Origin of the sequence: Asticcacaulis sp. (assembly GCF_047605585.1) — a bacterium.
GTDB lineage: Bacteria > Pseudomonadota > Alphaproteobacteria > Caulobacterales > Caulobacteraceae > Asticcacaulis.
The window spans coordinates 529272-555345 of record NZ_JASGFK010000002.1 but is presented as its reverse complement, the minus strand read 5'-3'; the positions used below and the strand labels follow the sequence as shown (position 1 = coordinate 555345).

Below are 26074 nucleotides of genomic sequence, written 5' to 3'. Positions count from 1 at the left end.
AGATGTCTGAAGACACCATCGCCTCCACCGCTCCCGGCGCCCCCGTCGGCAACGGTCCCGCCCGTCGTCCTTTCTTCCGCCGCCGCAAGGTGTGCCCGTTCTCTGGCGCCAATGCCCCGAAGATCGACTACAAGGACGTCAAGCTCCTGCAGCGTTACATCTCGGAACGCGGCAAGATCGTCCCCTCGCGCATCACGGCTGTCAGCCAGAAGAAGCAACGCGAACTGGCCAAGGCCATCAAGCGCGCCCGCTTCCTCGCCCTGCTGCCTTATGTTGTGAAGTAAGGAGTACAGGCACATGAAAGTTGTTTTGCTTGAACGCGTCGACAACCTCGGCACCATCGGCGACGTCGTCGGTGTCAAGGACGGTTTCGCCCGTAACTACCTCCTGCCGCGCCACAAGGCTCTGCGCGCCACGGCTGCCAATCTGAAGGTCTTCGAGGCCCAGAAGGAACAGATCGTCGCCCGCAACGCTTCCAACAAGGCCGCCGCTGAAAAGTCGGCTTCCGAACTGGACGGCACGAGCTATGTCATCATCCGCCAGGCGGGTGATAGCGGCCAGCTCTATGGCTCGGTCAACGCCCGCGACGTGGTGGACGCCGTTGCCGAAGCCGGCGCCAAGATCGAGCGTAATCAGGTTGTCCTGAATACGCCGATCAAGACCCTCGGCCTGCACGTCATCACCGTGCGCCTGCATGCGGAAGTCTCGCTGACCATCACGGTCAACGTGGCCCGCTCGGCTGATGAAGCCGAACGTCAGGCCGCTGGCGAGAACGTCATCGCCTCGCAATTCGAGGAAGATCGCCTGGCGGATGAAGCCGCCGCGGCCGATCTGCTCGAAGGCGGTGCCGGTGCCGCCCTGGCGGACGCACCTTACGAAGCCTAAAACTTCGCCTTAAACTGCGAAAGCATCCTGAGAAACCCCTGAAAGTTTTTGCTTTCAGGGGTTTTATATTTTCCACCACATGCTTCAAGGGCAGCATCACTCTCGCCGCTATTTGGTTGCTATTTGGCGAGAAACGCGTATGGTCCTCGCATTCGAGATTTAGGTCTGACTTGAACGACCGCCTATCAGGCTTCCAAGACGCACTCTTTTCGGATTCAGGTACGCATAATCCCATGGGTACCAACTGCACGAAGGTGCGATACAATATACGGAGGCCATCATGGCTACAGGTACGGTTAAGTGGTTCAACCCCACTAAAGGTTTTGGTTTCATCCAGCCCGACAACGGCGGCGCGGACGTGTTCGTCCACATCTCCGCTGTTGAGCGCGCCGGTCTGCGCACCCTGAACGAAAATCAGAAGATCAGCTACGAGCTGGTCACTGAAAAGGGCAAGACCTCGGCAGCCAATCTGCAAACCGCATAATCTTTCAGGCCCAGGCTTGAGATATTAAACCCCCGGCAGTTTATACTGCCGGGGGTTTTTCATTCTGCCCGGTCCTTGTAGATGAAGCTGGCGACAACCTGCCCCAGCAAACAGGCGATCAGCGCGGCCAGCAGGTTATAGTGGATCATCTTGTGCGGCTCGATACCCATAGCCATCTTGTCCATGCTCATGCCCAACCAGCCGATGGCCCAGACGATTACCCCGGATATCCAGGCCGCACGCAGATTGGCGCCTACCCAGGTTCGGATACCGGCATAGATAAAGGTGCCCGCGATCCCGGCGATCAGCGTCTGCAATCCCCAATGAATCATGGAAACGGTGCCAGAGGGCATGACAAAGGCGGTCCTGGCGATCGCGCTCCAGTCTTGCCAGTCCCGGCCAAGGACGACCGCATTGGTAACCGTCTCGATCAGATAGATGATGATCGCCGAAACCAGGCCGCCCAGGATCAGGCGTACCACATCCAGTCGCTTCATGACGACCTCCCGGAACATATTTTTGCCTAATATATACCCCTTGAGCCGAATGCGACAGTGGACAAATCCTGTCACGAATGGTTTCAGAAACGGCTCGTCACGCAACAAATTTGATTAAGTTATGCACACTCGCCTAAATATAGAATTGAAATAATATACTGATTTAAAAATATTTTTATTGAATTCTTACAGCCAGAACCCTCAACATCGATAGCATTACTAATCTATCAGGACACAATTTATGGCGCTGCGTTCTCTTTAAATATGACATGAATGCGACCAATTAGGGCCCAGCACAACCGCACGAGTCGGACACTCGCCTTAAGACGAGACCGAAACGAAATAATGGAGCCCACCATGTCTACTTCCCGCCTATATCTTACGACCGCCCTGGTCCTGAGCCTGTCCGCAGGCCTTGCCCCCGTCGCCTTCGCCCAAAACACCGCACCCGCCGCCAGCGAGCAGCCCACCGAAATCGTCGTCACCGGCCAGCGCGCCAGCCGCCGCACGCGCCTCGATACGCTGGCACCGGTCGATATCGTCACCTCGCAATCCCTGGCCGCCCAGGGCAACAGCGAACTGGCGCAAGGGCTTTCCCGGGTGGCCCCTTCGCTGAACTTCCCGCGCCCATCCGCCACCGACGGCACCGACAATATCCGTCCGGCCCAGCTGCGCGGCCTGTCGCCCGATGAAACCCTCGTCCTGGTCAATGGCAAGCGCTGGCATTCGTCGGCCCTGGTCAATATCAACGGCTCGGCCGGACGCGGTTCCGCGGCTGTCGACCTCAATTCGATCCCGGAAGCCGCGCTCGACCGCGCCGAAGTGCTGCGTGACGGCGCCTCGGCGCAGTACGGTTCCGATGCTATTGCCGGTGTCGTGAACCTGCGTCTGCGTCAGGCCGATCATGGCGGCGGCGTCACGGTCTCCTATGGCCAGTACGATACCGACATCAAGGCGGCCAATTCCGAGCGCTACGCACATGATGGCGCGACCAGCGACATCAGCGGCTGGGCCGGCTTCAAGCTCGGCTCAGACGGTTTCCTGACCGTATCGGCGGATCTGAAGCACCGCGACCCGACGTCGCGCGGTGATATCGACAGCACCGTCACACCTGCCACCGTCACTTCACGCTACGGCGATCCTGAACAGGACATTGCCTCGGTCTTCCTCAATGCCGGCAAGCCGTTGAACGATATCTGGTCATGGTATGGCAATGCCGGCTACACCAGCAATGACTCGGAATCGGCGGCCTTCTTCCGCCATGCCGGCGTCAGCGCGCAGTATCCGAATGGCTTCCTGCCGATCATCAACGCCAAGTCCAAGGACTATGCCGCCACCTTCGGCGTCAAGGGCGCCATAGGCCAATGGGCCTCGGATTTCAGCCTGACCTATGGCAGCAACACGCTCGACTACTATACGCTCAACAGCGTCAATACGAGCCTGACGGACTCCCAGACCTCCTTCTATGACGGCCAGCTGAAATACGGCCAGACCGCGTTTAATGCCGACTTCAGCCGCCCCTTTGAGGTCGGCCTGTCCTCGCCACTCACCCTGGCCTTCGGTCTCGAAGGACGCCACGAAACCTATCAGATCAAGGCGGGTGACGAAGCCTCCTATACCGGTAGCGGTGCCCAGGGTTTCAGTGGCTTCAGCCCCACCAACGTCGTTGACGAGAGCCGTGACAATATCGGCCTGTATATTGATGCTGCGGGCAATTTCACCGAAAAGCTGAGCTATGACGCCGCCCTGCGTTATGAAAACTATTCGGATTTCGGCAGCAACACGTCCGGCAAGCTGGCCCTGCGCTATGACTTCACGCCGTCCTTCGCCCTCCGCGGCACGCTCAACAACGGCTTCCGCGCACCATCGCTGCAACAGGAATACTTCACCTCGATCGCCAGTGTCGTCACCGATGGCCAGGTTATTGAAACGGGCACCTTCCCGGCGACCAGCGCGGTGGCGCAGACCCTCGGCGCCAAGGCGCTGGAGCCGGAGACCTCGACCAGTGAATCCCTGGGCGCGGTCTGGCACAAGGGTCGCTTCGAGCTGACGGTCGACGGCTATAACATCCGCATCGGTAACCGCATCGTCCTGTCTGAGAACATCTCGAACTCGGCAACCTCCGGCTACTATTCCGCCGATCTGGCGGCCTTGCTGGCGTCGCAGAATGTCAGCTCGGCGCGCTTCTTCCTCAATGGCGTGACCACGACCACGACCGGCGTGGATATCGTCGCCAACTATCGCATCCCGACGGAGACCTACGGTAATTTCAACCTGTCCTTTGCCTGGAACAACAACAATACGGTCATCAACAACTATCCGTCGACCAATGTCCTGTCATCCCTGTCACCGGCGCCGCCCCTCTTCGCCCGCATCCGTCAGTACATCCTGACCAACTCATCGCCTGAGAACAAGGGTACATTCGCCGTCGACTGGACGCGGTCGCAACTGAGCGTGACGGCGCGCGCCACATATTACGGCGACGTCATCGACGCCGCTTCGGTCGCCGCCAACGACATCCATACCGGCGACAAGACGCTTTTCGACCTGAGCGGCAGCTATCGCTTCTCGACCGGCACGACCCTTATGCTGGGCGCAGACAACCTGTTCGACGTATACCCGGACAAGACGCCGGCCAGGCTGAACACGACCAGCGGCAATGGTGTGGGCGCCCTCGCCTTCACCCGCTTCTCGCCGTTCGGCTTCAATGGCCGCTACCTGTACGCCAAGGTCAGCCAATCCTGGTAGAAGGGCCACAGGCCCTTCACTCAAAAGCGTGACGGTGCCTGCGGATATGTCGCGACTTATAGCAACCGCTTTCCCCTCGCTGGTTCGCCAGCGAGGGGTTTTTCATGTCTCTTGCGTGCGGCGCAAACCGGCATAATATACGGACTTATCCCCAATCTTCACAGGCTGTGAATGGGCCTCACGGGGAAAGCTGTGACTGAGCGGAGAATCTATCGGGACAGCCCTTGCCTTTCCTGTCTTAACTCTGCTTATGACCGTCATGCCCGATACCCTCGCTCCCCAGACCAACGTCGAAACGCCATCCACCATTCCGCACAATCTGGAAGCCGAACAGGCTCTGCTCGGTTGCCTGCTGTTCGATAACGGCGCCTATGAACGCCTGTTCGACGGCCTGCAGCCTCGCCACTTCTACGAGCCGTTCCACCAGCGCCTGTTTTCGGTGATCGAGGAGCAGATCCGCATCGGCCACCTGGCTGAACCCATTGTTCTTCTTGATAAATTTAAGAACGATCAGGCCTTTCAAGATCTGGGCGGCATCCGCTATTTCGCCGATCTTGTCGATCGCGCCCCGCCTGCCGCCAATGCTTCCGACTATGCCCGCGTCATCTATGACCTGGCCCTGCGCCGCGACCTGATCCGCCTGGGCGGCGAAATCGCCCGCGGCGCCGCCACCGAGATGGATGCCCGCGAACAGATCGAATCCGCCGAGGCCCAGCTCTTCGCCATGGCAGAGACCGGCAGCTCCTCCGGCGGCTTCGTCAGCTTTTCCGATGCCGTGGCCGGCGCGCTCAACCATGCCGAGGAAGCCTTCCACCGCGACGGCGGTCTGGCCGGGGTATCCACAGGCCTGGTCGACCTCGACAAACAGATCGGCGGCCTGCACAAGTCCGACCTGATCATCCTGGCCGGGCGCCCCTCGATGGGGAAAACCGCCCTGGCGACCAATATCGCCATGAATATCGCTAAGAACTACGCCTACGAGCCCCAGCCGGACGGCACCCGTAAGACCGTTCGCGGCGGCGTCGTCGCCTTCTATTCGCTGGAAATGTCCGCCGACCAGCTGGCCGGCCGTCTGCTCTCCGATGCCTCCAGCGTGCCATCCGACAAGATCCGCAAGGGCGAAATCACGCCGGGTGAATTCATGCAGATCAAGGAGGCGGCCATGGAGATCAGCGCCGCCCCCCTGTTCATCGATGATACCGGCGGTATTACACTGGCCAAGCTCACCGCACGCGCGCGCCGCCTAAAGCGCACCTCCGGCCTCGACGTCCTGATGGTCGACTATCTCCAGCTCGTCACCATCGGCGATGCCGGCGCCAATATGAACCGGGTGCAGGAAGTCTCGACCATCACCATGGGCCTGAAGACCCTGGCCAAGGAGCTGGCCATCCCGGTCATCGCGCTTTCCCAGCTGTCACGGACCGTCGAAAGCCGCGACGACAAACGCCCGCAGCTTTCCGACCTGCGTGAATCCGGCTCGATCGAGCAGGACGCCGATATCGTGATGTTCGTTTATCGTGAAAGCTACTACCTCGGCCGCGCCGAACCGCGTGAAGGCACACCCGAACACCTGACCTGGCAGGAGGACATGGACCGGACCCGTAACATGGCCGAAGTCATTATCGGCAAGCAGCGTCACGGTCCTATCGGCACGGTGCGCGTGTCGTTCGATGCCAATACGGTGCGTTTCGGCAATCTGGCAAATAGCCATCTGTACGAGAGCAACTACGAATAGTAAGATTGCCGAAGCTGTTTTAGTGGCGCTACCGCTGCGCTGCTTTAGCGCGGTCGGCAATCTGGCCAACAGCCATCTGTACGAAAGCAACTACGAATAGAGCGTTCTTGACAGAGCCACAAAATCGGAACATATGAAGAACGAATAGCTTCATATGAGTGAGTCATGGCCCGCGATTCCGCCGTCTATATCTGCCAGTCCTGCGGTAACGTCCATAATAAGTGGGCCGGTCAGTGCGGCGGCTGCGGTCAGTGGAATACTCTGGTGCAGGAAACCTACAGCGCGCCGCCAGGTGGTTTGAAACCGGAAGCGCCAGGTAAAATTTCCCGCCTGAACAAGCTGCAATTCGAAACACTTGAGAGCGAGGATGCGATTCCGGTTCGCATGGTGACGGGCATTGACGAATTCGACCGCGTCTGCGGTGGTGGCGTGGTGCCGGGCTCGGCCATACTAATCGCCGGCGATCCGGGCGTCGGTAAATCGACCCTGTTGCTGCAGGTCGCCGCCAATGCCGCCCTGAAAAACCTGAAGGTCGCCTATATCTCCGGTGAAGAAGCCGTCGAGCAGGTACGCGGCCGCGCGGCCCGCATGGGGCTTTCCAAGGCACCGGTCGAACTGGCTGCCGAGACCGCCTTGCGCACCATTCTGGAGGCCCTGAAGCGCGAAAAATTCGACCTGGTGATCATCGATTCCATCCAGACCCTGTGGTCGGACGCCATCGAGGCGGCGCAAGGCTCCGTGTCGCAGGTCCGGGCCTGCGCCGGCGAACTCGTACGCCTGGCCAAGAAGCAGTCGACCTCGATCATCATGGTCGGCCACGTCACCAAGGAAGGCCAAATCGCCGGACCACGCGTAGTCGAGCATATGGTCGATGCCGTTCTGTCCTTCGAGGGCGAGCGCGGCTATCCGTTTCGTATCCTGCGCGGCACCAAGAACCGCTTCGGCGCCACCGATGAGATCGGCGTATTCGAGATGGGCGATTCCGGCCTGCGTGAAGTACCCAATCCCTCCGCCCTGTTCCTCGGCGATGGCCACGAACGCGCTTCCGGCTCCGCCGTCTTTGCCGGTATCGAAGGCTCTCGCCCCGTGCTGGTCGAGGTCCAGGCTCTGGTCGCGCCCTCAGCCTATGGCACGCCGCGCCGTGCGGTCGTTGGCTGGGACTCAGGCCGCCTTGCCATGATCCTGGCCGTGCTTGAAGCCCGCTGCGGCGTCGGCTTCGGCCAGAAGGATGTCTATCTTAATGTCGCCGGGGGCTTACGCATTTCCGAGCCGGCTGCCGATCTCTGCGCGGCCCTGGCCCTGGTCTCCGCCCTGACCGATACCCCTCTGCCGCGTGATTGCGTCGTTTTTGGCGAGATCAGCCTGTCCGGCGATATCCGCTCGGTATCGCGCTCCGAAGGCCGCCTGAAGGAAGCCCTGAAGCTCGGCTTTTCCAGCGCCGTAACCGCACCCGCCGCCACCGACAATCCGCCCCTTCAGGTCAGGGGCTTCACCACACTGGTTGACGCCGTTGTCAGTCTTTTCCCACAGGGATAGATCAGACACGATGGTTAACCCGTGTTGTGAAGGATCTGCGCAAATGGTATGAAGGCCGGGCGCATCGCCGCCAAGTCGTTTTCAATAAAAACGATGCGAGGACTGGAAAATGCGCCGCGCCGTCACATATGGGGGATAAGTTGGAAGCCTACGATTTCATTTTTCTGGCCCTCCTGGCCGTCTCATGTTTCGCGGGCTTCGTACGCGGCGGCACGAAGGAGCTGGTCAACCTGATTTCCTTCTTCCTGGCGCTGTTTATCGCCATCGTTTCGAAGGGATATATAACCAGGGCATTTCATCTCGATACGATCACCGGCTATGTGGCCGCCTTCATCGTCTTTCTCATCGTCTATTTCGGTGTGCGCTATCTGGGGCATGCCCTTTCCGACAAGATGCAAAAGCAAAAGGCGCTCAATACCTTCGACCGTGTTCTGGGCGTGGGTATCGGAATCTTCCGTACACTGGTGGTTTTGGGCGTATTCCACTTGTTTTTTTCCGTGGTCACGCCTATTGACCGGCAACCTCACTGGTTCCGCGCCGCCAAGGTTTATCCGTTGAGCGTCAAATGCGCCAAGATCATCCAGGCCTTCATCCCGGCTGGCACGGGAGCGGCCAACAAGGTGGTCGAGGACAGCCAGTAATCTGGCAGTAACCTGACCTTCCTGTCGCCTTGCGGGTGGTCGAAGCGTTTTAGAAAAGAGATTCCATGCTGTTGTCTCAGCCTGAACTGTCTGCTCTCACCGATCCCCAAGCCCATCAGCGCGACTCCGAGGATGACCGCCCCCGCCTCGAATGCGGCGTGTTCGGCGTCTACGGCATCGACGATGCCAGCGCCATCACGGTGCTGGGCATGCACGCCCTGCAGCACCGCGGCGAAGAAGCCTGCGGCATCGCCTCGTGCGACGGCAAGCGCTTCTATACCGAACGTGAACACGGTCTGGTCGGCGACGTCTTCACCCAGCCCGACGTGGTGGCCCGCCTGAAAGGCCGCTCCGCCATCGGCCACACCCGCTATTCGACGGCCGGCGGCGCCTTCATACGCAACGTTCAGCCGATGTTCGCCGACCTGGATGACGGCGGTATCGCCCTCGCCCACAACGGCAACCTCACCAATTTCATGCACCTGCGCACCAAACTGGTCAGCGAAGGTTCCATCTTCCAGTCGACCTCCGATTCGGAGGTCATTTTGCATCTGATCGCGCGGTCGCGATCGATCAAGATCATCGACCGATTCATGGACGCCCTGCGCCATATCGAAGGCGGCTTCGCCCTGGTGGCCCTGACCCGTTCGATGATGATCGGCGCCCGCGATCCGCTGGGTATCCGCCCGCTGGTCATAGGCAAGCTCGGTGACTCCTATGTCTTCGCCTCGGAAACCTGTGCGTTGGACATGATTGGCGCCACCTTCGTGCGCGATGTCGAGCACGGCGAAGTAGTCCAGATCGATGAAAGCGGCCTGACCTCCTACAAGCCGTTCGGTGTCAAGTCGGCCCGCCCCTGCCTGTTCGAGTATATCTACTTCGCTCGCCCGGATTCAGTGGTCAACGGCAAGTCAATCTACGATGTCCGCAAGCGCATGGGTCGCCAGCTGGCTATCGAGCATCCGGCCGATGCCGATCTCGTCGTGCCCGTGCCGGATTCCGGCGTGCCGGCGGCACTCGGCTTCTCCGAACAATCCGGCTTGCCTTTTGAGCTGGGCATCATTCGTAACCACTATGTTGGCCGTACCTTCATTCAGCCGACGCAGGGCATCCGCGATCTCGGCGTGCGCAAGAAGCACGCCCCGAACCGCATCGTGCTGGAAGGCAAGAAGGTCATCCTCATCGACGACTCGATCGTCCGCGGCACCACCTCGGTCAAGATCGTCCGCATGGTCCGCGCCGCCGGCGCCAAGGAAGTCCATCTGCGCTCGGCCTCTCCGCCGATCATGTGGCCAGATTTCTACGGCATCGACATGCCGGATCGTGAAAAGCTGCTGGCCGCCAACCACACACTTGAGGAAATGCGTCAGAAGCTGGAATGCGACAGCTTAGGCTTCCTCTCGGTTGATGGTCTGTACAAGGCGATGGGACACAATGGCCGGGACAATGCCAATCCGCAGTTCACCGACCATTACTTCACCGGTGAATATCCGACCCGCTTAACCGATCGTGAAGATGCTGAAGCCGACGCCAGCAATGCCGGCGCCCAGCTGTCCCTGCTCGCTAACGCGCACTAAGAGAAACAGATCAATGACCGCTCAAAACGGCCGCATCGCTCTTGTTACCGGCGCTTCAAGGGGGATCGGTCGAGCGTGCGCCCTGGCCCTGGCCACGGCCGGTGCCCAAGTCATTGTCTGCGCACGCTCCAAGGCGGCGCTTGAAGAACTCGATGAGGGGATCCTGGCCGCCACCGGGCGCCATGCCACGCTCATTCCGTTCGATATCACCGATAATGACGCGTTCGATCGCCTGAGTTCAGCCCTGTTCGAGCGCTTTGGCCGCATTGATGTCGTGGTCCATGCCGCCGCCATTTCCGGTACGCTGACGCCCGTCACCCATCACGAGCCGAAGGATTTCGACAAGATCGTTGCTGTCAATCTGGGCGCCACCTGGCGCCTGCTGCGTGCATTGGAACCGCTGCTGCGCCAGTCCGCCGCCGGGCGCGCCATCTTTTTGACGACCGGGACCAGCGTAACCACAGGCCGCGCTTTCTGGGGCCCTTATGGTGCCACCAAGGCCGCCATGGAGACCCTTGTGCGTGCCTGGGCGGACGAAATCGAGATCACACCCATTCGGGCCGCCATCGTCTCACCAGGCGCCATGCGCACCCGTATGCGTGCGGCGGCCTATCCGGGTGAAGATCCGATGACCTTGCCCCTGCCGGCCGAAATCGCGCCTCTGATCCTGGAACTGGCTGATGCGGGCCAGTTTCCTCCCGTCGAAACGATCCATTTTCCGGACTGGAAGCTGAAAACAGCGGTGCGTGCCTAAATTTAGGCGCGTCAAAATGATCAATTCAGCAATCATTTTGCAAAAATAATCTTTCAATTTGACTCAAATGAGATCAAACTGAAGGCATGAACACGCACACGTCCCCCGCCTATCCCAAGGCGCACAGCGCCAGCCTGCTGGAAGAACTCGGCAAATATGTTATCGCCGAGCCCTATCCCTTCGTGGTCGACCTGGCCAACAGCCAGGGCATGACTCTAGCGACGGTGGATGGCGACCAGATCACCGACTGGTGCGGCCTCTATGGCTCCAAGCTGCTGGGCTACAACCATCCCCGCCTGTTCGAGCCCGAATATACCCGTGAGCTGGTCCTGGCCGCCAATAACAAGATGGCCAATCCGGACTTCCTGACGCCGCAGTGCCTGGCCTATTACCGACTACTGCATCGCTTGGCTCCGGTCTGCATGCGTGGCCAGCATGTCGAGGTTTACGCCGTCAATTCCGGCGCCGAGGCCGTCGAGAACATGATGAAGTATCTCATCAACCTGCATAATCACAAGCAGCAGGCCAAGGGAAAAACCGTCCTCAACCATCGCTTCATTTATTTCGAGCAAGCCTTTCACGGACGTACGGTTTTTGCACTCAATGTGACCGAACTTTCGCATGATCCGGTAGCCACCAAGGACTTCCGCGGCATCATTCATGGCAACCTGCAGGTGCCCTTCCCGGAATATGATGCCCGCCGCTCCAATGCCGAAAACGAGCTGGAGGTCGATCGCTGCCTGACCCGCATCGAGGCCTTCATGCGCGAACATCCGGACGAAATCGCCGGCGTCATTCTGGAACCGCTGCAGGGCGCCGGCGGCCATCGCCTGGCCCTGCCGCGTTTCTACCAGGGTCTGTCGAAGCTCTGCCATCAGTACGATATCGGCTGGGGGCTCGACGAGGTGCAGACCTCCGGCGGCCAGACCGGCGCTATCTTTTCCATCGACCTGTTCGACGTGCCCTATCCGCCGCAGGCCATCGCGGTGGCCAAGAAGTTCGGCAATGGCGCGGTCTACATGCTCAATCCGATGGAAGATGTTGGCGTGCTCGATTCGACCTGGGGCGGCACCCTGGCCGACATGGTTCGTTTCGTCCAAGAATGGAAAATCGTCGAGGATGAAGGCCTGCTCGATGCCGTAGCGGCCAAGGGCAGCTATCTGTTCGATCGCCTCAATCAACTGGTCGATCGTTACCCAGACCTGATCAGCAATGTGCGTGGCCTTGGCCTCTATCAGGGGTTCACGGTCAATGACAAGCGCAACAAGGGCCGGCTAGTCGACCTGGCGCTGGAAACCGAAAACCTGCTGCTGCTGGGCGCCGGCACGGACAGCATCCGCTTCCGCCCGCCGCTCGATGTCACCCTGACCGATATCGACGCCATGCTGGTCAAACTGGCGCGGGTCTTGGAAAAGCTGGTTTAATCAGACGCGCCTCTTACCCGAAAAGTGCGTTCCGCTTTTCGGGAAGCACTTACTTAAAAAAGCCCCGGCGTTTGCCGGGGCTTTTTGTTTTACCGCTTGGGCTTGGCACGGCCACCGGGGCCTGCGGCGCCCGGCTTGGTACTGGGCCCCATGGCTCTCGATTTGATCGCCTTGGCCTTCGCGACATCCTCACGCGCCTTCACAGCCACCTTGACCTTCGGTGCAGCCGGCGCCGCACCCTTCGGCTTCTGGCGCACGCGGTTAGGGTGCGCCGGTTTTTCACCCGGCTTGGGCTTCGGTTTCGAGCGTACGCGCGGCGGACCGGAGGTGTCCGCCGAGCCGCCCTCATCGTAAGGGTTGGTGGTCGAATTGGCCTTCACCGTCAGACGGATCGGCACACCCGGCATATCAAAAGATTCACGCAAACTATTGATAAGATAGCGTGTATAATGATCCGGCATGGCATAGGCGCGCGCCGCGAACAGAACGAACGTCGGCGGACGCCCCTTGGTCTGAGCCATGTATTTCGGCTTGATGCGCTTGCCGCTGACAGCGGGCGGTGGATGGCGCTGAATGGCCAGGGCCAGCCAGTCGTTCAGGTCGCGCGTCTTGATCTTGGCCGACCAGTTGCGATAGGTCTTCAGCACCGCCGGCATCAGGCGCTCAAGCCCGCGTCCGGTGGCGCCGGAAAGCGTCACGAGCGGCGTGCCGCGTAGTTGCGGCAACATCCGCTCCGAGACTTCCAGAATTTCGTTCAGGCGCGACTGCGGGCTCTCGACCAGATCCCACTTGGAAACAGCATAAACAAGCGCGCGGCCCTCGCGTTCGACCAGGTCTGCGATCTGCAGGTCCTGCACCTCGAAGGCATTGGCCTCGTCCATCACCAGGACCACCACCTCGGCGAAAGTGATGGCGCGGATGGTGTCGCTGGTAGATAACTTTTCCAGCTTTTCCTGCACGCGCGCCTTGCGGCGCAGGCCGGCTGTATCGACCAGGCGAATAGTGCGGCCTTCATACTGCCAGTCCACCGAAATGGAATCGCGCGTAATGCCGGCTTCCGGTCCGGTCAGCAGACGGTCCTCGCCCAGCAGCTTGTTGATCAGGGTCGATTTGCCAGCATTGGGACGGCCGATGATAGCGATCCGGATCGGCTTGGTGTCTTCGTCCTCGTCTTCCTCGTCGCCTTCCATGAAGTCGCCTTCAAACATCTGGCGATATTTCTCAGTGGCTTCATAAAGTTCGGACATGCCCTCGCCATGTTCGGCGGAGAGATGGATCGGCTCACCAAAGCCCAGCACACGGGCCTCCTCGGCGGTGGCTGCGGCCTGATGTCCCTCCGCCTTGTTGGCGATCATGACGACCGGCTTGTCCTTCTTGCGCAGGATATCGGCGAAGATACGGTCGAGTGGAGTCACGCCTTCACGGGCATCGACCACGAAAAAGGCAACGTCGGCTTCTTCGATGCCGCGCTCGGTCTGCAGGCGCATACGCGCTTCCAGCGAATGATCGCTGAGATCTTCGAATCCGGCGGTATCGATCAGTTCGAGGTCGATATCGCCGATCCGGCCGGTGGCGTAGCGGCGGTCGCGCGTCACGCCGGGCTGGTCATCGACAATGGCCAGCTTCTTGCCCGCGAGGCGGTTGAACAGGGTCGATTTGCCGACATTGGGCCGGCCGACAATGGCAATTTTTAAAGGCATGGGCGCCTTATAGCCAAAAACGCCCAAATAGCCACTTAAAACCGTTATTCGTATCTCAGGGCATCAATCGGCTCCAGCCGGGCGGCCGCCAGGGCCGGGATCAGAGTGCAGACGCTGGTGGCAAAAAAAGCGGTTACCACGACAAACACGATCTCCTCAGCGCGCAATGTGGCTGGCAAGTAGGCCATGCCTCCAAGCGCGAAACTGAAATGAAACAGCCATTCAAAGGCTCTCTGGATGGGATAGATAAAGGCGGCAATTCCGATGCCCAGTAAGGCGCCAGTCAATGTTCCTGCACCGCCCACCATGACGCCGGACAGGAAAAAGATACGCGCCACGCCCATCTTGCCGGCGCCGATCGTGCGCAGAATGGCGATATCGCGCGTCTTGTTCTTCACCAGCATGATGATGCCGGCCACGATATTGGTGGCGGCAATAATGGTGACAAAGGACAGGATCAGCCGCATGGCCGTCGCCTCGAATTTCAGGGCGTGCCAGATGGCGCTGTCACGCTGCATCCAGCTTTCCAGTTTCGTTCCCGGACCGGCGCTTTTCAGCAGTTGCGGCATCAACCTGCCGATCCGGTACGGGTTTTTCGTCCAGACCTCTACCTTGTCCCATCTTGAGCCGAGACCTAGGAAATCCTGTGCCGCGGCCAGGGGCATATAGACATAGGTCTGATCTATCTTCGCATCCTGGGCACTAAAGACGCCGCCAACGACAAAAGGCCGGCGAACAGCCGATATACCGCCTTCAGCAGAATATCCTGGCACGGTCAGGATGATCTGATCACCAGCCTTCAGGCCAAGCGTGTTCGCTACCCCCTCGCCGAGCAGTACCTTATCGCCCGTAGCATAGCCCTCCAGCGTGCCGTTCACGAAGGTTCCACCGATGCCTGACCGTGCCAGACTTGCCGTGCTGAAGCCGCGTAAAAGGACCGGCGCACTGGCCTCAGCACTTTCCGCCAGTGCAGACGCTTCGACCACCGGCGTGACATCAGTGACGCCGGGTACGGCTTTCAGCCGCGAGAGCATCGCCTCACGCGTCGCCATGTGGCCAAGCGCCTCTCCCGTGATATCCGCATGGCTTTTGAAGGTCAGGAAGCGCCCCATGATCTGCCCCTGCAGACCATTCATGACCGACATGACCGTGATCAGAGCTGTCACCGCAAGCGCCACACCGATATAGGAAAGCATGGCGACAAGGGTGATGCCGCCATGCTTGCGTCGTGTCTTCAGGTATCTGACCGCCAGATCAAGCTCCCAGCCTTTGAAGAAAAAGGCGCCGAGAGCCCGCATGGCCTTACTGGATAGCCACCAGCTTGGCGTCGTCGGTCACGACATAGAGCTTGTTACCAACGGCGATCGGCGCGATGAAGGCTGCGCCCCCCAGCTTTATTGTTTCCTTACGGTCGCCGGTCTTGGGATCGAAGGCCACGGCCTCGCCCAGCGAGTTGACCATGATCAGACGATCGGACGCCATGACCGGACCGGCCCACAGCGGAATCTTGCCGACCTTCTTCTCACGGCCCAGGCCGAAGAAGCCCTTCTTGGTCTTTTGAACACCTTCGTTCAGGTCCTTGATCCAGTAAACCTGACCGCTTTCACGGCTGGCGCAGATCAGTTCGCCCTGCAGGTCAACGAGGAAAATCACGTCGCCAGCGATCCATGGTGTATTGATGCTGTCCGCATCCAGCTTCCACGCCGGATTGCCGGTCTTGGCGTCCATGGCCTGGAACACGCCGGAATGGCTGGCGGCATAGATGGTGCCGTTATAGAGCACGGGCTTGCCGGAAATGTCGCGGATTTCCGACAGGGCATTGGTCCGGCTCGATTGCGCCAGAACCTGCTGCCAAATGGGATCGCCGGTGGTGGCGCTCAGGGCCACCAACTCGCCGGAAGAGAACGGCGCATAGACTGTGTCACCGGAAACGACGGGCGAAGAGGCCTTCAGGATACGCGCCGGTTCGGCGATGGCCTGATAGGTCCAAACCATTTCGCCGGTATTACGATCGAAGGCGAAAATCTGGTTATCGACATCGGTCGCGAATATATAGCTGGCATTGACCGAAGGCGCGGCATGAAGCTGGGTATCGACCGCCTTTTTCCACACTTCGGCGCCGGTGGCGGCATCGAGTGCGGTCACAAAGCGGAAGCCGGAGGTGACAAACAGCTTGCCATCTGAAAGCGCCAGACCGCCGCCGAAGGCCGTCTTGTCGCGCTTGTTGTGCGGATTTAGGTCGACGCTCCACACCTGGCTGCCAGTCTCGACATCGTGGGCCGAAACGCGCGCTTCGCCATCGATCGTATAGATCAGCTTGCCATCCGATACCGGCTGGGCCAGGACTTCGCTGACGCCCTTGCTGGGCTCGCCAATCGACCGGCTCCAGGCCACCTTGAATGCCTTGGCCGAGGCCGCGTTCTGGACCAGGGTGTCGGGGCCGCTTGATACCGGCCAGTTCGGCACATTGGCGACCGGCGGCAGGTAGTAACCGATGCCCTTCAGGCTCGCGGAGGGTTGCAGCTTCTGCTCGAAGGCGACGATCGAAATGCGCTTGCCTTGCGAAACCACCGCGCCTTCGTCACTGTTGTGATTCTTAAAGGGGTTCATCTTGCCGGCGGCCGCGCAGCCGCTCAGAACCATCACCGCGGCAGACAGGGCCAGCAGACTGGCTCCCACGCGTTTGGCACCTTTGAAATCAACCATCGACAAGTTCATAAGCGGGTTTTCCATAGCAAGAATTTGAACGGCCGGGCACAGGCCTGGCTAAGCAATCTATTGAGCGGACACCGCCCCCTGGGGCGCGGCCTGCAGTTGCGACGCAGCTTGATTCAGGGCGGGCACGGAGGCTTCGGGCAGCTTGATCATGGCCTGGGCCGTGCCAATGGCGCCGGAATCTATGGCAGCCACCATGGCGCCTGCGCGCTGCTTGACACCATCCGGCACACCGAGCGTGACGGACAGAACCTGCAGATCGCTACGCGCGCCTTTGATATCACCGGATTGCAGCTTGGCCATAGCCAGGGTTTCCTTCGCCATGGCGGCGAAGGGGCGGCCTTCTTTCATCAAGGGCTCCAGGCGCTTCTGGGTATCCGCCAGGCTGGCCTTGTCCATGGCCAGGAGCGCGGCCTTCAGGGCTGCGGCATCACTGATCAGCGGGCTGTTCGAGGCCTTGGCGGCCTGGTCGAGGCTGGCAATCGCCTCATCGGTCTTGTTGTCCGCCAGCGAAAGTGCGGCCAGTTGCTGGAGCGCCAACGCCTTATAGGTCGGGTTTCCGGCTTTGGCCACGGCTTCAAACTGGGTCTTGGCCACGGTCTTGTCGCCCTTGCCGAGCGATTCGATGGCCTGGCCATAGTTTTCCGACGCCTTGGTGGCGATGCTGGACTGCCAGCTGTCATATCCCCAGACACCGAGGGCAATCACCAGGGCCAGAACGAGCACACCGGCAACCCACGGCGCGGCCTTCTTGGCAATGGCCACCCATTTGTCCGCGCGGAGGTTTTCCTCGGTTTCGTCGAAAATGTCGCTCACAGCGAATCCTTTTATCAAGCGTCAGTCAATGAGGGAAAGCCCGCAGGCGCTCCCGATCCGGCGCGAACCTAGCCTTTGGCACGGGTTTACGCAACCGGATAGAGCGGCGCGGTCCAAGGCCTGCCCCCAAAAACGTACGGCCCTTACTTATTTAGCAAAATATGTCTCTTCTGGGGCGGGGAAGCTTCGCGTCCTGACATCTTTCGCATACGACTCGATGGCGGTGCCGATCTGGTTGCGCAGATCGGCATAATGGCGGACGAATTTCGGCGTCCAGTCGAACAGGCCCAGCATGTCATCGGTCACGAGCACTTGCCCGTCACAATCGGCCGATGCGCCGATACCGATGGTTGGAATCTTCACCATGGCGGTGATTTCGGCGGCCAGATCGGCGGCCACACCTTCGACGACGATGGAAAAGGCGCCGGCGGCTTCGCTGTCGAGCGCTTCCTTGATCACCTTCTGGCGTTCGGAATCGGTGCGGCCCTTGGCCCTGAAACCGCCGTCTACATTGACCGCCTGCGGGCGCAGACCGACATGGCCCATCACGGGGATGCCGCGCGCGGTCAGATATCGGATGGTCTCGGCCACGGTCGGCCCGCTTTCCAGCTTCACGGCCTGGGCACCGGTTTCCTTCAGGAGGCGCACAGCATTGGCGAAGGCTTGCTCCACGCCAGCTTCATAGGCGCCGAACGGCATGTCGACGACGACAAAGGCCTTTTCCGATCCGCGCATGACCGCTTGACCATGGAGGATCATCATCTCCATGGTCACACCTATGGTATTTGGCAGGCCGTGAATCACCATGCCGAGGCTGTCACCGACCAGCAGGATATCGCAATGCGCGTCCATGATCCGCGCCATGGGTGTGGTATAGGCGGTCAGGACGACTAAAGGTGTCTGCCCCTTGCGGTTCTGGATGTCAGGGACGGTCAGGCGTCTGACACGGCTAGGGGCGGATTGGCTGCTCACGTTTCACTCTCACTGCTTAGGCGCGAAAACCATTTAGCGGCCACTGCCCCTCTAAATGGTTTCCTCTTGGGAATAGGCGTAATACAGCGCCAGACACACTAAACATAGGGAAAAACTGAGCCAGAAAAAGAGCGGGGTCTGCATCAGCCCCAGATATTTCACCGACGAATCGAACAGGCTGACAGCGTTCTTGCCCATACCGTCGAAAAATTCGACACCGGCACGCAGGGTGTGACCACTTTCCACCTGCGCCATTCCAGGGGCCAAACCCTTGCCGCCAAAGCCCAGGCTCGAACCCAGGCCAGGCACGCGCACGAATTGCGCCAGGGCATAGAGCCCGCCCACGATACCCGCCAGGGCAATCACCCCCTGGCGCAGCCACAGCTTCATGCGCAGGCCACGCGTCACGCGCGCCTGAAAGGCCGGGGCATCGTCATAGACCGGCGTGACGGCAAACAGGGCCCGGATATCGTCATCAGAGAATTCTGGAGACGGTTCCGGTCGTTTCAGATCATTCATGTTCCAGTCTCCATTACTGGAGTGGGTTGGGTATTCAGCAGCGTCTTCAACCGATCGAGCGCGCGCCGGATGTGGCTCTTGACCGTGCCCAGCGGCAGTTTCAGTTCGTCGGCGATTTCCTGGTGCGACAATTCCCCGCTGAAATTCAGCGACACGCACAGTCTTTCCACCGGTTTAAGGCGATTTAAGGCCGCATCGATATTATGGGCGCGAAATTCGCCTTCTGTATTTGAGGGCTCCGGTTCGTAAGGCGCCATGTCGTCCGTCAGCAGGTACCTCTGGGTCTTGCGGACCTTGCGCAGATAGCGGCGTGAGGCGATACGTTTCAGCCAACCGACAAACGGACCATCGAAACGGAACTCGGACAGATGCTCATAGGCGCTCATAAAAGCCTCCTGCGCCATATCGTCGGCGTCTGCCCCCTGCGCGCCCATACGGCGAACATGGGTCCGCAACACGCTGCCATGACGGCGCACCAGCTCGGCAAAGGCCGACTTGTCGCCGCCTAGGCACAGGCGCACGAGGTCGACATCGGACTGCCGCGTCAGATCAAGCTTGTCGCCTGTCAGGCCCATGGGCTGGTTCTCTCCGGGTGCCGCGAAATGAGCTTAAGGCTTGCGATTGCCGACAATGCCGAGAATAAGCAGCGCCACACCGATAAAGCCCGGTATAGCCGCCACACCCGACAATCCACCGATCACATAGCCATGTGTAAAGGCATCGAGTGCCACCAGGCCCAGTGCAATGGCCATCAGGATGAGGCCCGCACGGATATCATTTGCCGGGTTCTTGCCCTTGGGATGCGCTTTCTGCAGGCTTTCCAGAAACTCGGGCGGCAAGGTTTCGCCCTTTTCGATAGCCGCCCTGACCGTCTTCTGCATTTCCGTCCGGTCTCGGGACTTGGTGAATGACACGATCGCAACTACGGCCGTGATACTGCCGAAGAAAAATACGATACTTACAATTGGCACGATCATTTCCAGATCCATGGTTTTCTCCAAAATCGAATGCTGAATCCGATATTCAGCGAGGTGTCTTGATAACAGGAGGCGTCGACACCGTCCTTTGGATGCAAAGAGTCACATTAAGTTTCCGTAATCAAATTATTTTCAGACGGCTCTTGAAATTGATATTTATTAGATATATCTAAATTGCATCGAAACGATACATTTCGCAGTCAATTGCACTTGTAATTTCGATATATCTGGTTACAATCTATATATAACAAAGGAGACCTCATATGCGAGGCATGTTTTTTCACAATCGCGGACAAGGCGCTGGCCCTGATCGGATGCACAGCCATCGTGACGGCTTTGGTGGCCGCGGGGCTTTCGGGGGCGGCTTTGGAGGTCGCGGCCGCGAAGGCTTTGAGCGCGCTTTCGATCGGATGCGCGGCGGTCGCGACGGCCGTGGCTTTGGGCACGGCGGTCTGCGCCTGGTACTGCTCAAACTCATCAGCGAAAAGCCCAGCCACGGCTACGAACTGATCAAGGCCATCGAAGACCGCTTTAATGGCGCCTACAGCCCCTCCCCGGGTGTGATCTATCCCACCCTGAGCTGGCTGGAAGACGAAGGCTTCATCACAATCGCCGCCGGCGAAGACGGCCGCAAGTCCGCCACCATTACTGAAGGCGGTACCGCCCACCTGGCCGAAAAGGCCGAACAAATCGACCAGCTTTTCTCAATGATGGACAGTCAGCGCGGAGAGCATGGCGATTACGCCCCTCTGTTCCGCGCCATGTCGAACCTGAAGGCCGCTCTGCGCGCCCGCGGCATGCGCCCTCTGGGCAAGGCGGAAATCGAAGCCGTGGTCGACATGATCGACGAAACCGCCAAGAAAATCGAAAGGCTTTGATCATGCCGGATACGGAAACCGATGGACGCTCGCTTACCCGCGTCCGTTACGAAACGCGGCTGAGAGAACTGACAGTGACGGCTATCAGGTCCGTAAGCCCTCACCTGACCCGGATCAGCCTGACCGGTGATTTCACCGGCTTCCAGAGCCTGGGTTTCGACGACCACGTCAAGCTGTTCTTCCCCGATCCTGAAACCGGCATACTGACTCTGCCAAACCTAGGAATGCCCCCTGGCGACGGCCCCAAACCGGTGATGCGGGACTATACTCCCCGCCGGTTCGATGGCCGGACCCTGGACATCGAGTTTGCCCTGCATGAAGCCGGTCCCGCGACGGCCTGGGCCATCAATGCCCGGATCGGCGATATCCTGCATATCGGCGGGCCACGCGGATCGACCCTGATCCCGCTGGCATTCGATAGTTACGTCCTGATCGGCGATGACACCGCCCTGCCCGCCATGGCGCGCCGGCTTGAAGAATTGCCTGCCGGCACGAAGGTTTGCGTGATCGCGGAAGTCGACGGCTTGGACGATCATGTACAATTCGAGACCAGGGCGGACGCCAAGATTCATTGGGTTCACCGCCAAACAGCGTATCCCAATTGCCTGAACGAGGCCCTGAAAGCCCTTCATGCCCCGAAAGGCGATGTCCATGTATGGGTGGCCTGCGAAAGCAGCCAGGCCAAGCTCATTCGTCAACAACTGATCGAAGATCATGGCATCAATCCGAAATGGATCAAGGCTTCCGGTTACTGGCGCCGCGGCGATGTCGGCGCGCACGAACCCATCAATGACTGACAACGGCCGCAGAACCGGTTTTTAACCAATGCGGCCGACATTATATATAAAGTCGGAATGTGGTCTTGGGGAAACCGTGATGCGCGCCTTATCCTGCCTGGTATTCGTTATCGGCCTGGCCCTGCCGGCAACCGGACAGGCTGCAGAACTTTCCGGTACCTGGCAGCGCGCCAGAGGCAATATTCGCATTGCCTTTGCGCCCTGCAATCCCGGCTTTTGCGGCAAGATTGTCTGGCTTGATCCAGCGGTAAAAACCAAAGCCCATATCGGCGATCGCCTCTTTTATGACCTGAAAGCCGATCCACAAGGCTGGAAAGGCAAGTCATTCAGCCCTCAGGAGGGCAAGACCTACTCAGTCACGCTTACCTTCAAGGGGGCTGTCCTCGAAAGCCGCGAGTGCATGCTGGGTGACCGCATTTGTCGTACGGAAAGCTGGGCGCGGATCAACTAACCGATTAGGGCAGTTAATTCTGCACTGTCGGGCTTGAAACCGGCCACAATTTGCCCACCAGCCTCGAATATCGGCCGCTTAATCATTGAAGGCTGGGCAACCATCAGAGCTATGGCCTTGCCTTCATCCAGATCCAGCTTCGACTCTGGAGGTAATGCCCTGAAGGTGGTCCCGGCACGATTCAGCACCTTTTCCCAGCCGATCTGGCCGATCCAGCCCCTCAAGCGATCCGCCTCTATACCCAACTTCTTATAATCGTGGAATTCATAGGGAACACCCCTGCCCGCAAGCCAGTCGCGTGCCTTTTTCACCGTATCACAGTTCGGTATGCCATAGAGAATCAAAGTCATGTCCCAGATTGCAAGTTTTCTGCTCTCTGTCTAACCTTCGCAGCCGGATTCATCCTGAAATAAGATGGCCCTGAAGTGGCTAACCGTCATTTTGCAACGAACAAAACAGGCATTATCTCCGCCTCGCCATAATTAAGGCAAAACGCCACTTTTTATTTCATTTTCGTCATTGTATTTCAATGACGCAACATTTAGGACTTATTAGAGCCCTTGTGATTTTTCATTTTCCGGCCGATCGGCACAGGCTCAGCAAACTGGCATAGCCATGCCCGCAAAATGAAACATTCGGAAGCCCCACGTATGCGCAAAAATTCCCTTCTGACCGCCACGGCCCTTGGATTGGTTCTCGGTGGCGGCGGCCTGATAACGGCCGCTCCGGTCTGGGCGGATACGTCCGTGTCGTCAGACACGACCACCGCGCTTGTCAGCAGCAGTGCGGGCGATATTACCGTCACTTCCGACGGCTCCATCACTCTGACCAGTGGCACTGCCATCACACTCGACAGCGAAAATGCGCTAGACTTCGAGGGTTCGATCGAAATGTCGAGTTCGGATTCGAACTCGACAGGCATTCTGATCACAAACACCAGCCTTACCGATGGCTTGACGATCTCAGGCGACATCACCGTAACCGACGACTACACGGCTGACGACACCACCAGCCTGGATGGCGACGAAGACGGTTATACCGACGCGCCCTGGGCCGAGGGCACGGGGCGTTACGGCATCCATTCCACGGGCACGTCCGCATTCGTTGGCGATGTCAATATCGAGAGTGGCTCAGCCATCGATGTCGAAGGCAACGAGTCCTATGGTATCCGTTTCGAGAATAATATCGACGGCACCTTCACCTACGACGGCAGCATGACACTGATCGGTGACGATTCGACCGGCATTTCGCTGGAAGACGGTGTGACCGGAGATGTTTATCTGTCGGGTTCGATAAGCGCAAAAGGTGAAAATGCGTCAGCTATCTCGATCAGCGGCGATCTGGGCGGCAGCCTGATCATCGATGGCAGCTACAGCGGTACGGGCTACAGTTCGACATCCTCTCTGTCACAGTCCGTATACGAGAATCTGATCCCGGAAGACAACCTCCTTCAGGATGGCACGCTGGTCACCATTTCCAGCAACGTGGCCAATGGCATACTTCTCAGCTCGACAGTCGATGGCGAAGACGATGACAATGACGATGAAGACGGTAATGGTATCGACGATGACGATCAAAGCACAGCCAGCCTGACCCAGTATGGTTCAGCGCCAGCTCTAAAGATCGGTTCATCCACGGAAGACATCACTATCGGGGGTCTCACCTATACCTCGACGGTAACCGATGACTACGCGGAAACTGTCAATTACGGCCTTCTCAACCGCGGCAGCATCTCGGCTTCTGGTGTGCATCCGGGCGTGGACGCCACTGCCGTCGAAATCGGCAGTGACAACGGCTACACCACCACTATTGAAAACGGCATTGGCGTTGAAGGTTCCATTTCAGCCTCATCCTATGGTGGTGACTCCGTCGCCGTATCTCTGCTTGACGGCGCTTCGACGCCTCAGCTCGACGTCACCGGCGGCGGTACCATTTCGGCCTCGACCACACGTTATCTGACCTACCAGGAAGATGAGGACGGCGACGCTCTCACCGACGATGACGGCAACACTATCTACAATGCCCCCGTTGCCGGCACCGCTGTTGCGGTCAGCATCGCTTCCGGCGCCAGTTTGTCCACGATCAATGTTGGCGCAAGCTCCGGCATCTATGCCTCGTCATCCGGCTCAACCGGCAGCGCCACCGCCATTTACGATGCGTCAGGCACACTGACGACCATAACCAACAGCGGTACGATCAGCGCCACCATCACCGCCACAGACGACGACGGTGATGGCGAAACGGACGACATCACCGGCACGGCAACCGCTATCGATGTCAGCGCCAATACCACTGGCGTGACCATCACCCAGGTCGACAATAACGCTACCGACAGCGACGACGATGAAGCTATCGCCGCGCCTTATATCTATGGCGATATCCTGTTCGGCTCCGGTAACGACACTCTGTCCTCTTCCGGTGGCTATATATATGGTGATGTTGACTTCGGTGCCGGTACAGGCAACTTCACCCTGACGAATGACGCGGTGTTTGTCGGCAAGCTGACCTCCACCGGTGAAATCGCGATGGATATCGACAGCGGCGCCGTGGCCAGCCTGAGTGAAGGCAGCTCGGTCCTGTTCAGCACCCTGCATGTCGGTGACGAAAGCAAGCTGGGGCTGACACTCTCCGTAGACACGCCGACGACGCCGGTCCTGACCGGTTCGGGCGCGGTGACCTTCGACAGCGGTTCCGAGCTTTACCTGACGCTGAATCATATTCTGACCACGCCGACCACTTTCACGGTCCTGACAGGTTCCAGCATCACGCTGGGCAGCATCAATACCTCGAATATGGAAGGTTATGTCCCCTATCTTTATCACGTTGAGCTGGCAACGGATGATGCGGACACCACCCTTTCCGCCAGCTTCCGCCTGAAGACGCAGGCCGAAGCCGGTTACTCCAATAACCAGTATGCGGCCCTCTTGCCGATTCTGACTGTAGTGGCAGAGGATTCAGGGGCCGAAACCTCCCTGCTGGGCACGACCACCAAGGATGCCTTCGACCAGGTCTATAACCAGTATTTGCCCGACTATTCCGGTGAAAACCTGATCACCCTGGCTACCGGCGCAGCCGCCCTGAACCGTTCGCTGAGCAACCTGACCCTGATCCCCGACAACAATGGCGGACAATACTGGTTGCAGGAATACGGTTTCAGCATGAACCGTCCATACGCCGATACCGCCGGCTTCAAATCGACCGGTTTCAGCTTCGCCGGCGGACGCGAAAAGCAGATGTACGGCAACCAGATGGTGGGTACCTACCTGTCTCTGACCGCTTCTTCACCGCGCGATACGTTCGCGATCGGCTCAGAAGGTATGGCCAACTCCGACATTACGATTGGCGCCTACTGGCGGCTGAATACGAGCGGCGTAAAGGCATGGATGCATGGCGGCGTTGGTTATGACCAGTTCAAGAGCACACGTAACCTGCTGACCTCGAACGTCACCCACACAGCCATCGCCAAATGGGATGGTTATTCGGTCAGCGGTGGCGCCGGCGCTTCCTATGATTACAAGGTTGGCAAGTGGGCGGTCACGCCTCAGGCCCTGGTCGATTACTATCAATTGAGCGAAGCGGCCCACTCCGAAACGGGTGGCGGCGATTATTTCGACCTCAATATCGACAAGCGCGACGGGCACTTGCTGACCGCGACAGCCCTGCTCAACCTCAGCTACAAGACTTCATTCCTGAAACCGGAAATGTGGCTGGGTTACAAGCAGAATGTCTCGGCCACCCTGCCCGACACCATCGCCAATTTCAACGGCGGCGATACCTTCACCCTTACAGGGGGCAATATCGAAGGTGGCGGCCCGGTGGTCGGTTTCCGGGTATCGACCGACAACCCGTACAGCTATTTCTCGGTTGAGGCCGAATATCAGCAACTGCCGGAATACACCAATACGTCGATCTCGCTGCGCACCCGCTTCCAGTTCTGATGCACTCACATTAAACAAAAAAGCCGGCCT

24 protein-coding genes are annotated in these 26074 nt (G+C 59.1%); 14 read left to right on the top strand and 10 right to left on the bottom strand.

The window, feature by feature from the left end; translation table 11 throughout:
• Positions 1-2 precede the first annotated feature (2 nt).
• From rpsR to QM647_RS08390, 3 genes are all read left to right on the top strand, one after another.
• Complete coding sequence (gene rpsR / locus QM647_RS08400) at positions 3-284, top strand: 30S ribosomal protein S18 (RefSeq protein WP_414995058.1); 282 nt, start codon at positions 3-5, stop codon at positions 282-284.
• A gap of 13 nt (positions 285-297) precedes the next feature.
• Positions 298-885: a 50S ribosomal protein L9 gene (gene rplI / locus QM647_RS08395; protein ID WP_414995057.1), complete on the top strand. Its 588-nt coding sequence runs from the start codon at positions 298-300 to the stop codon at positions 883-885.
• Between the two features lie 280 nt (positions 886-1165).
• The gene (locus QM647_RS08390) at positions 1166-1369 is read left to right on the top strand and encodes a cold-shock protein (RefSeq protein ID WP_414995056.1); all 204 of its coding nucleotides are present in this window, start codon (positions 1166-1168) and stop codon (positions 1367-1369) included.
• 59 nt (positions 1370-1428) lie between these two features.
• Here QM647_RS08390 and QM647_RS08385 read toward each other — a convergent pair whose 3' ends face one another.
• On the bottom strand, positions 1429-1866 hold the full coding sequence (locus tag QM647_RS08385; protein ID WP_414995055.1) for a hypothetical protein: 438 nt from the start codon (positions 1864-1866) through the stop codon (positions 1429-1431).
• A gap of 357 nt (positions 1867-2223) precedes the next feature.
• Here QM647_RS08385 and QM647_RS08380 point away from each other — a divergent pair, with 357 nt between their 5' ends.
• The 7 genes from QM647_RS08380 (at position 2224) to QM647_RS08350 (ending at position 12281) form a co-directional block, all read left to right on the top strand.
• Positions 2224-4614, top strand: a complete 2391-nt coding sequence (locus QM647_RS08380; protein WP_414995054.1) for a TonB-dependent receptor plug domain-containing protein — start codon at positions 2224-2226, stop codon at positions 4612-4614.
• A gap of 250 nt (positions 4615-4864) precedes the next feature.
• On the top strand, positions 4865-6349 hold the full coding sequence (locus QM647_RS08375) for a replicative DNA helicase (protein WP_414995053.1): 1485 nt from the start codon (positions 4865-4867) through the stop codon (positions 6347-6349).
• Positions 6350-6514: 165 nt separating this feature from the next.
• Positions 6515-7885, top strand: coding sequence for a DNA repair protein RadA (gene radA, locus QM647_RS08370; RefSeq protein ID WP_414995052.1), 1371 nt, complete (start codon positions 6515-6517; stop codon positions 7883-7885).
• Positions 7886-8013: 128 nt separating this feature from the next.
• A complete protein-coding gene (locus QM647_RS08365) occupies positions 8014-8526 on the top strand; it encodes a CvpA family protein (protein WP_414995051.1) in 513 nt (170 codons plus the stop codon).
• A 65-nt stretch (positions 8527-8591) separates the two neighbouring features.
• On the top strand, positions 8592-10103 hold the full coding sequence (purF, locus tag QM647_RS08360; RefSeq protein ID WP_414995050.1) for an amidophosphoribosyltransferase: 1512 nt from the start codon (positions 8592-8594) through the stop codon (positions 10101-10103).
• A 13-nt stretch (positions 10104-10116) separates the two neighbouring features.
• A complete protein-coding gene (locus tag QM647_RS08355; RefSeq protein WP_414995049.1) occupies positions 10117-10857 on the top strand; it encodes an SDR family NAD(P)-dependent oxidoreductase in 741 nt (246 codons plus the stop codon).
• A gap of 86 nt (positions 10858-10943) precedes the next feature.
• Positions 10944-12281, top strand: coding sequence for an aminotransferase class III-fold pyridoxal phosphate-dependent enzyme (locus QM647_RS08350; protein ID WP_414995048.1), 1338 nt, complete (start codon positions 10944-10946; stop codon positions 12279-12281).
• Positions 12282-12370: 89 nt separating this feature from the next.
• On the opposite strand, the gene der is transcribed toward QM647_RS08350, so the two are convergent.
• From der to QM647_RS08310, 8 genes are all read right to left on the bottom strand, one after another.
• A complete protein-coding gene (der, locus tag QM647_RS08345; RefSeq protein WP_414995047.1) occupies positions 12371-13981 on the bottom strand; it encodes a ribosome biogenesis GTPase Der in 1611 nt (536 codons plus the stop codon).
• Between the two features lie 44 nt (positions 13982-14025).
• The gene (locus QM647_RS08340; RefSeq protein ID WP_414995046.1) at positions 14026-15279 is read right to left on the bottom strand and encodes an ABC transporter permease; all 1254 of its coding nucleotides are present in this window, start codon (positions 15277-15279) and stop codon (positions 14026-14028) included.
• 4 nt (positions 15280-15283) lie between these two features.
• Positions 15284-16687 carry a PQQ-binding-like beta-propeller repeat protein gene (locus QM647_RS08335; protein ID WP_414995045.1) on the bottom strand — a complete coding sequence of 468 codons (1404 nt, stop codon included), beginning with the start codon at positions 16685-16687 and terminating at the stop codon, positions 15284-15286.
• Positions 16688-16756: 69 nt separating this feature from the next.
• On the bottom strand, positions 16757-17512 hold the full coding sequence (locus QM647_RS08330) for a tetratricopeptide repeat protein (protein ID WP_414995044.1): 756 nt from the start codon (positions 17510-17512) through the stop codon (positions 16757-16759).
• 147 nt (positions 17513-17659) lie between these two features.
• Complete coding sequence (gene panB, locus QM647_RS08325) at positions 17660-18484, bottom strand: 3-methyl-2-oxobutanoate hydroxymethyltransferase (RefSeq protein ID WP_414995043.1); 825 nt, start codon at positions 18482-18484, stop codon at positions 17660-17662.
• A 51-nt stretch (positions 18485-18535) separates the two neighbouring features.
• Positions 18536-19003 carry a hypothetical protein gene (locus QM647_RS08320; protein ID WP_414995042.1) on the bottom strand — a complete coding sequence of 156 codons (468 nt, stop codon included), beginning with the start codon at positions 19001-19003 and terminating at the stop codon, positions 18536-18538.
• On the bottom strand, positions 19000-19578 hold the full coding sequence (locus QM647_RS08315) for an RNA polymerase sigma factor (RefSeq protein ID WP_414995041.1): 579 nt from the start codon (positions 19576-19578) through the stop codon (positions 19000-19002). The genes QM647_RS08320 and QM647_RS08315 overlap by 4 nt, the downstream gene beginning before the upstream one ends.
• 33 nt (positions 19579-19611) lie before the next feature.
• Entirely contained in the window at positions 19612-19992 is a 381-nt protein-coding gene (locus tag QM647_RS08310) for a DUF6249 domain-containing protein (protein WP_414995040.1), read from the bottom strand.
• A gap of 251 nt (positions 19993-20243) precedes the next feature.
• On the opposite strand from QM647_RS08310, the gene QM647_RS08305 reads away from it, so the two are divergent.
• The 3 genes from QM647_RS08305 to QM647_RS08295 all read left to right on the top strand — a co-directional run bounded on the left by QM647_RS08305 (position 20244) and on the right by QM647_RS08295 (position 22106).
• Positions 20244-20858, top strand: coding sequence for a PadR family transcriptional regulator (locus QM647_RS08305; RefSeq protein ID WP_414995039.1), 615 nt, complete (start codon positions 20244-20246; stop codon positions 20856-20858).
• Between the two features lie 2 nt (positions 20859-20860).
• Positions 20861-21655, top strand: a complete 795-nt coding sequence (locus QM647_RS08300) for a siderophore-interacting protein (protein WP_414995038.1) — start codon at positions 20861-20863, stop codon at positions 21653-21655.
• 79 nt (positions 21656-21734) lie between these two features.
• Positions 21735-22106: a DUF2147 domain-containing protein gene (locus QM647_RS08295; RefSeq protein ID WP_414995037.1), complete on the top strand. Its 372-nt coding sequence runs from the start codon at positions 21735-21737 to the stop codon at positions 22104-22106.
• Here QM647_RS08295 and QM647_RS08290 read toward each other — a convergent pair.
• Entirely contained in the window at positions 22103-22456 is a 354-nt protein-coding gene (locus QM647_RS08290) for an arsenate reductase (protein WP_414995036.1), read from the bottom strand. The two genes, QM647_RS08295 and QM647_RS08290, sit on opposite strands and share 4 nt — an antisense overlap.
• 300 nt (positions 22457-22756) lie before the next feature.
• On the opposite strand from QM647_RS08290, the gene QM647_RS08285 reads away from it, so the two are divergent.
• Positions 22757-26044 carry an autotransporter domain-containing protein gene (locus QM647_RS08285; RefSeq protein ID WP_414995035.1) on the top strand — a complete coding sequence of 1096 codons (3288 nt, stop codon included), beginning with the start codon at positions 22757-22759 and terminating at the stop codon, positions 26042-26044.
• Positions 26045-26074 lie beyond the last annotated feature (30 nt).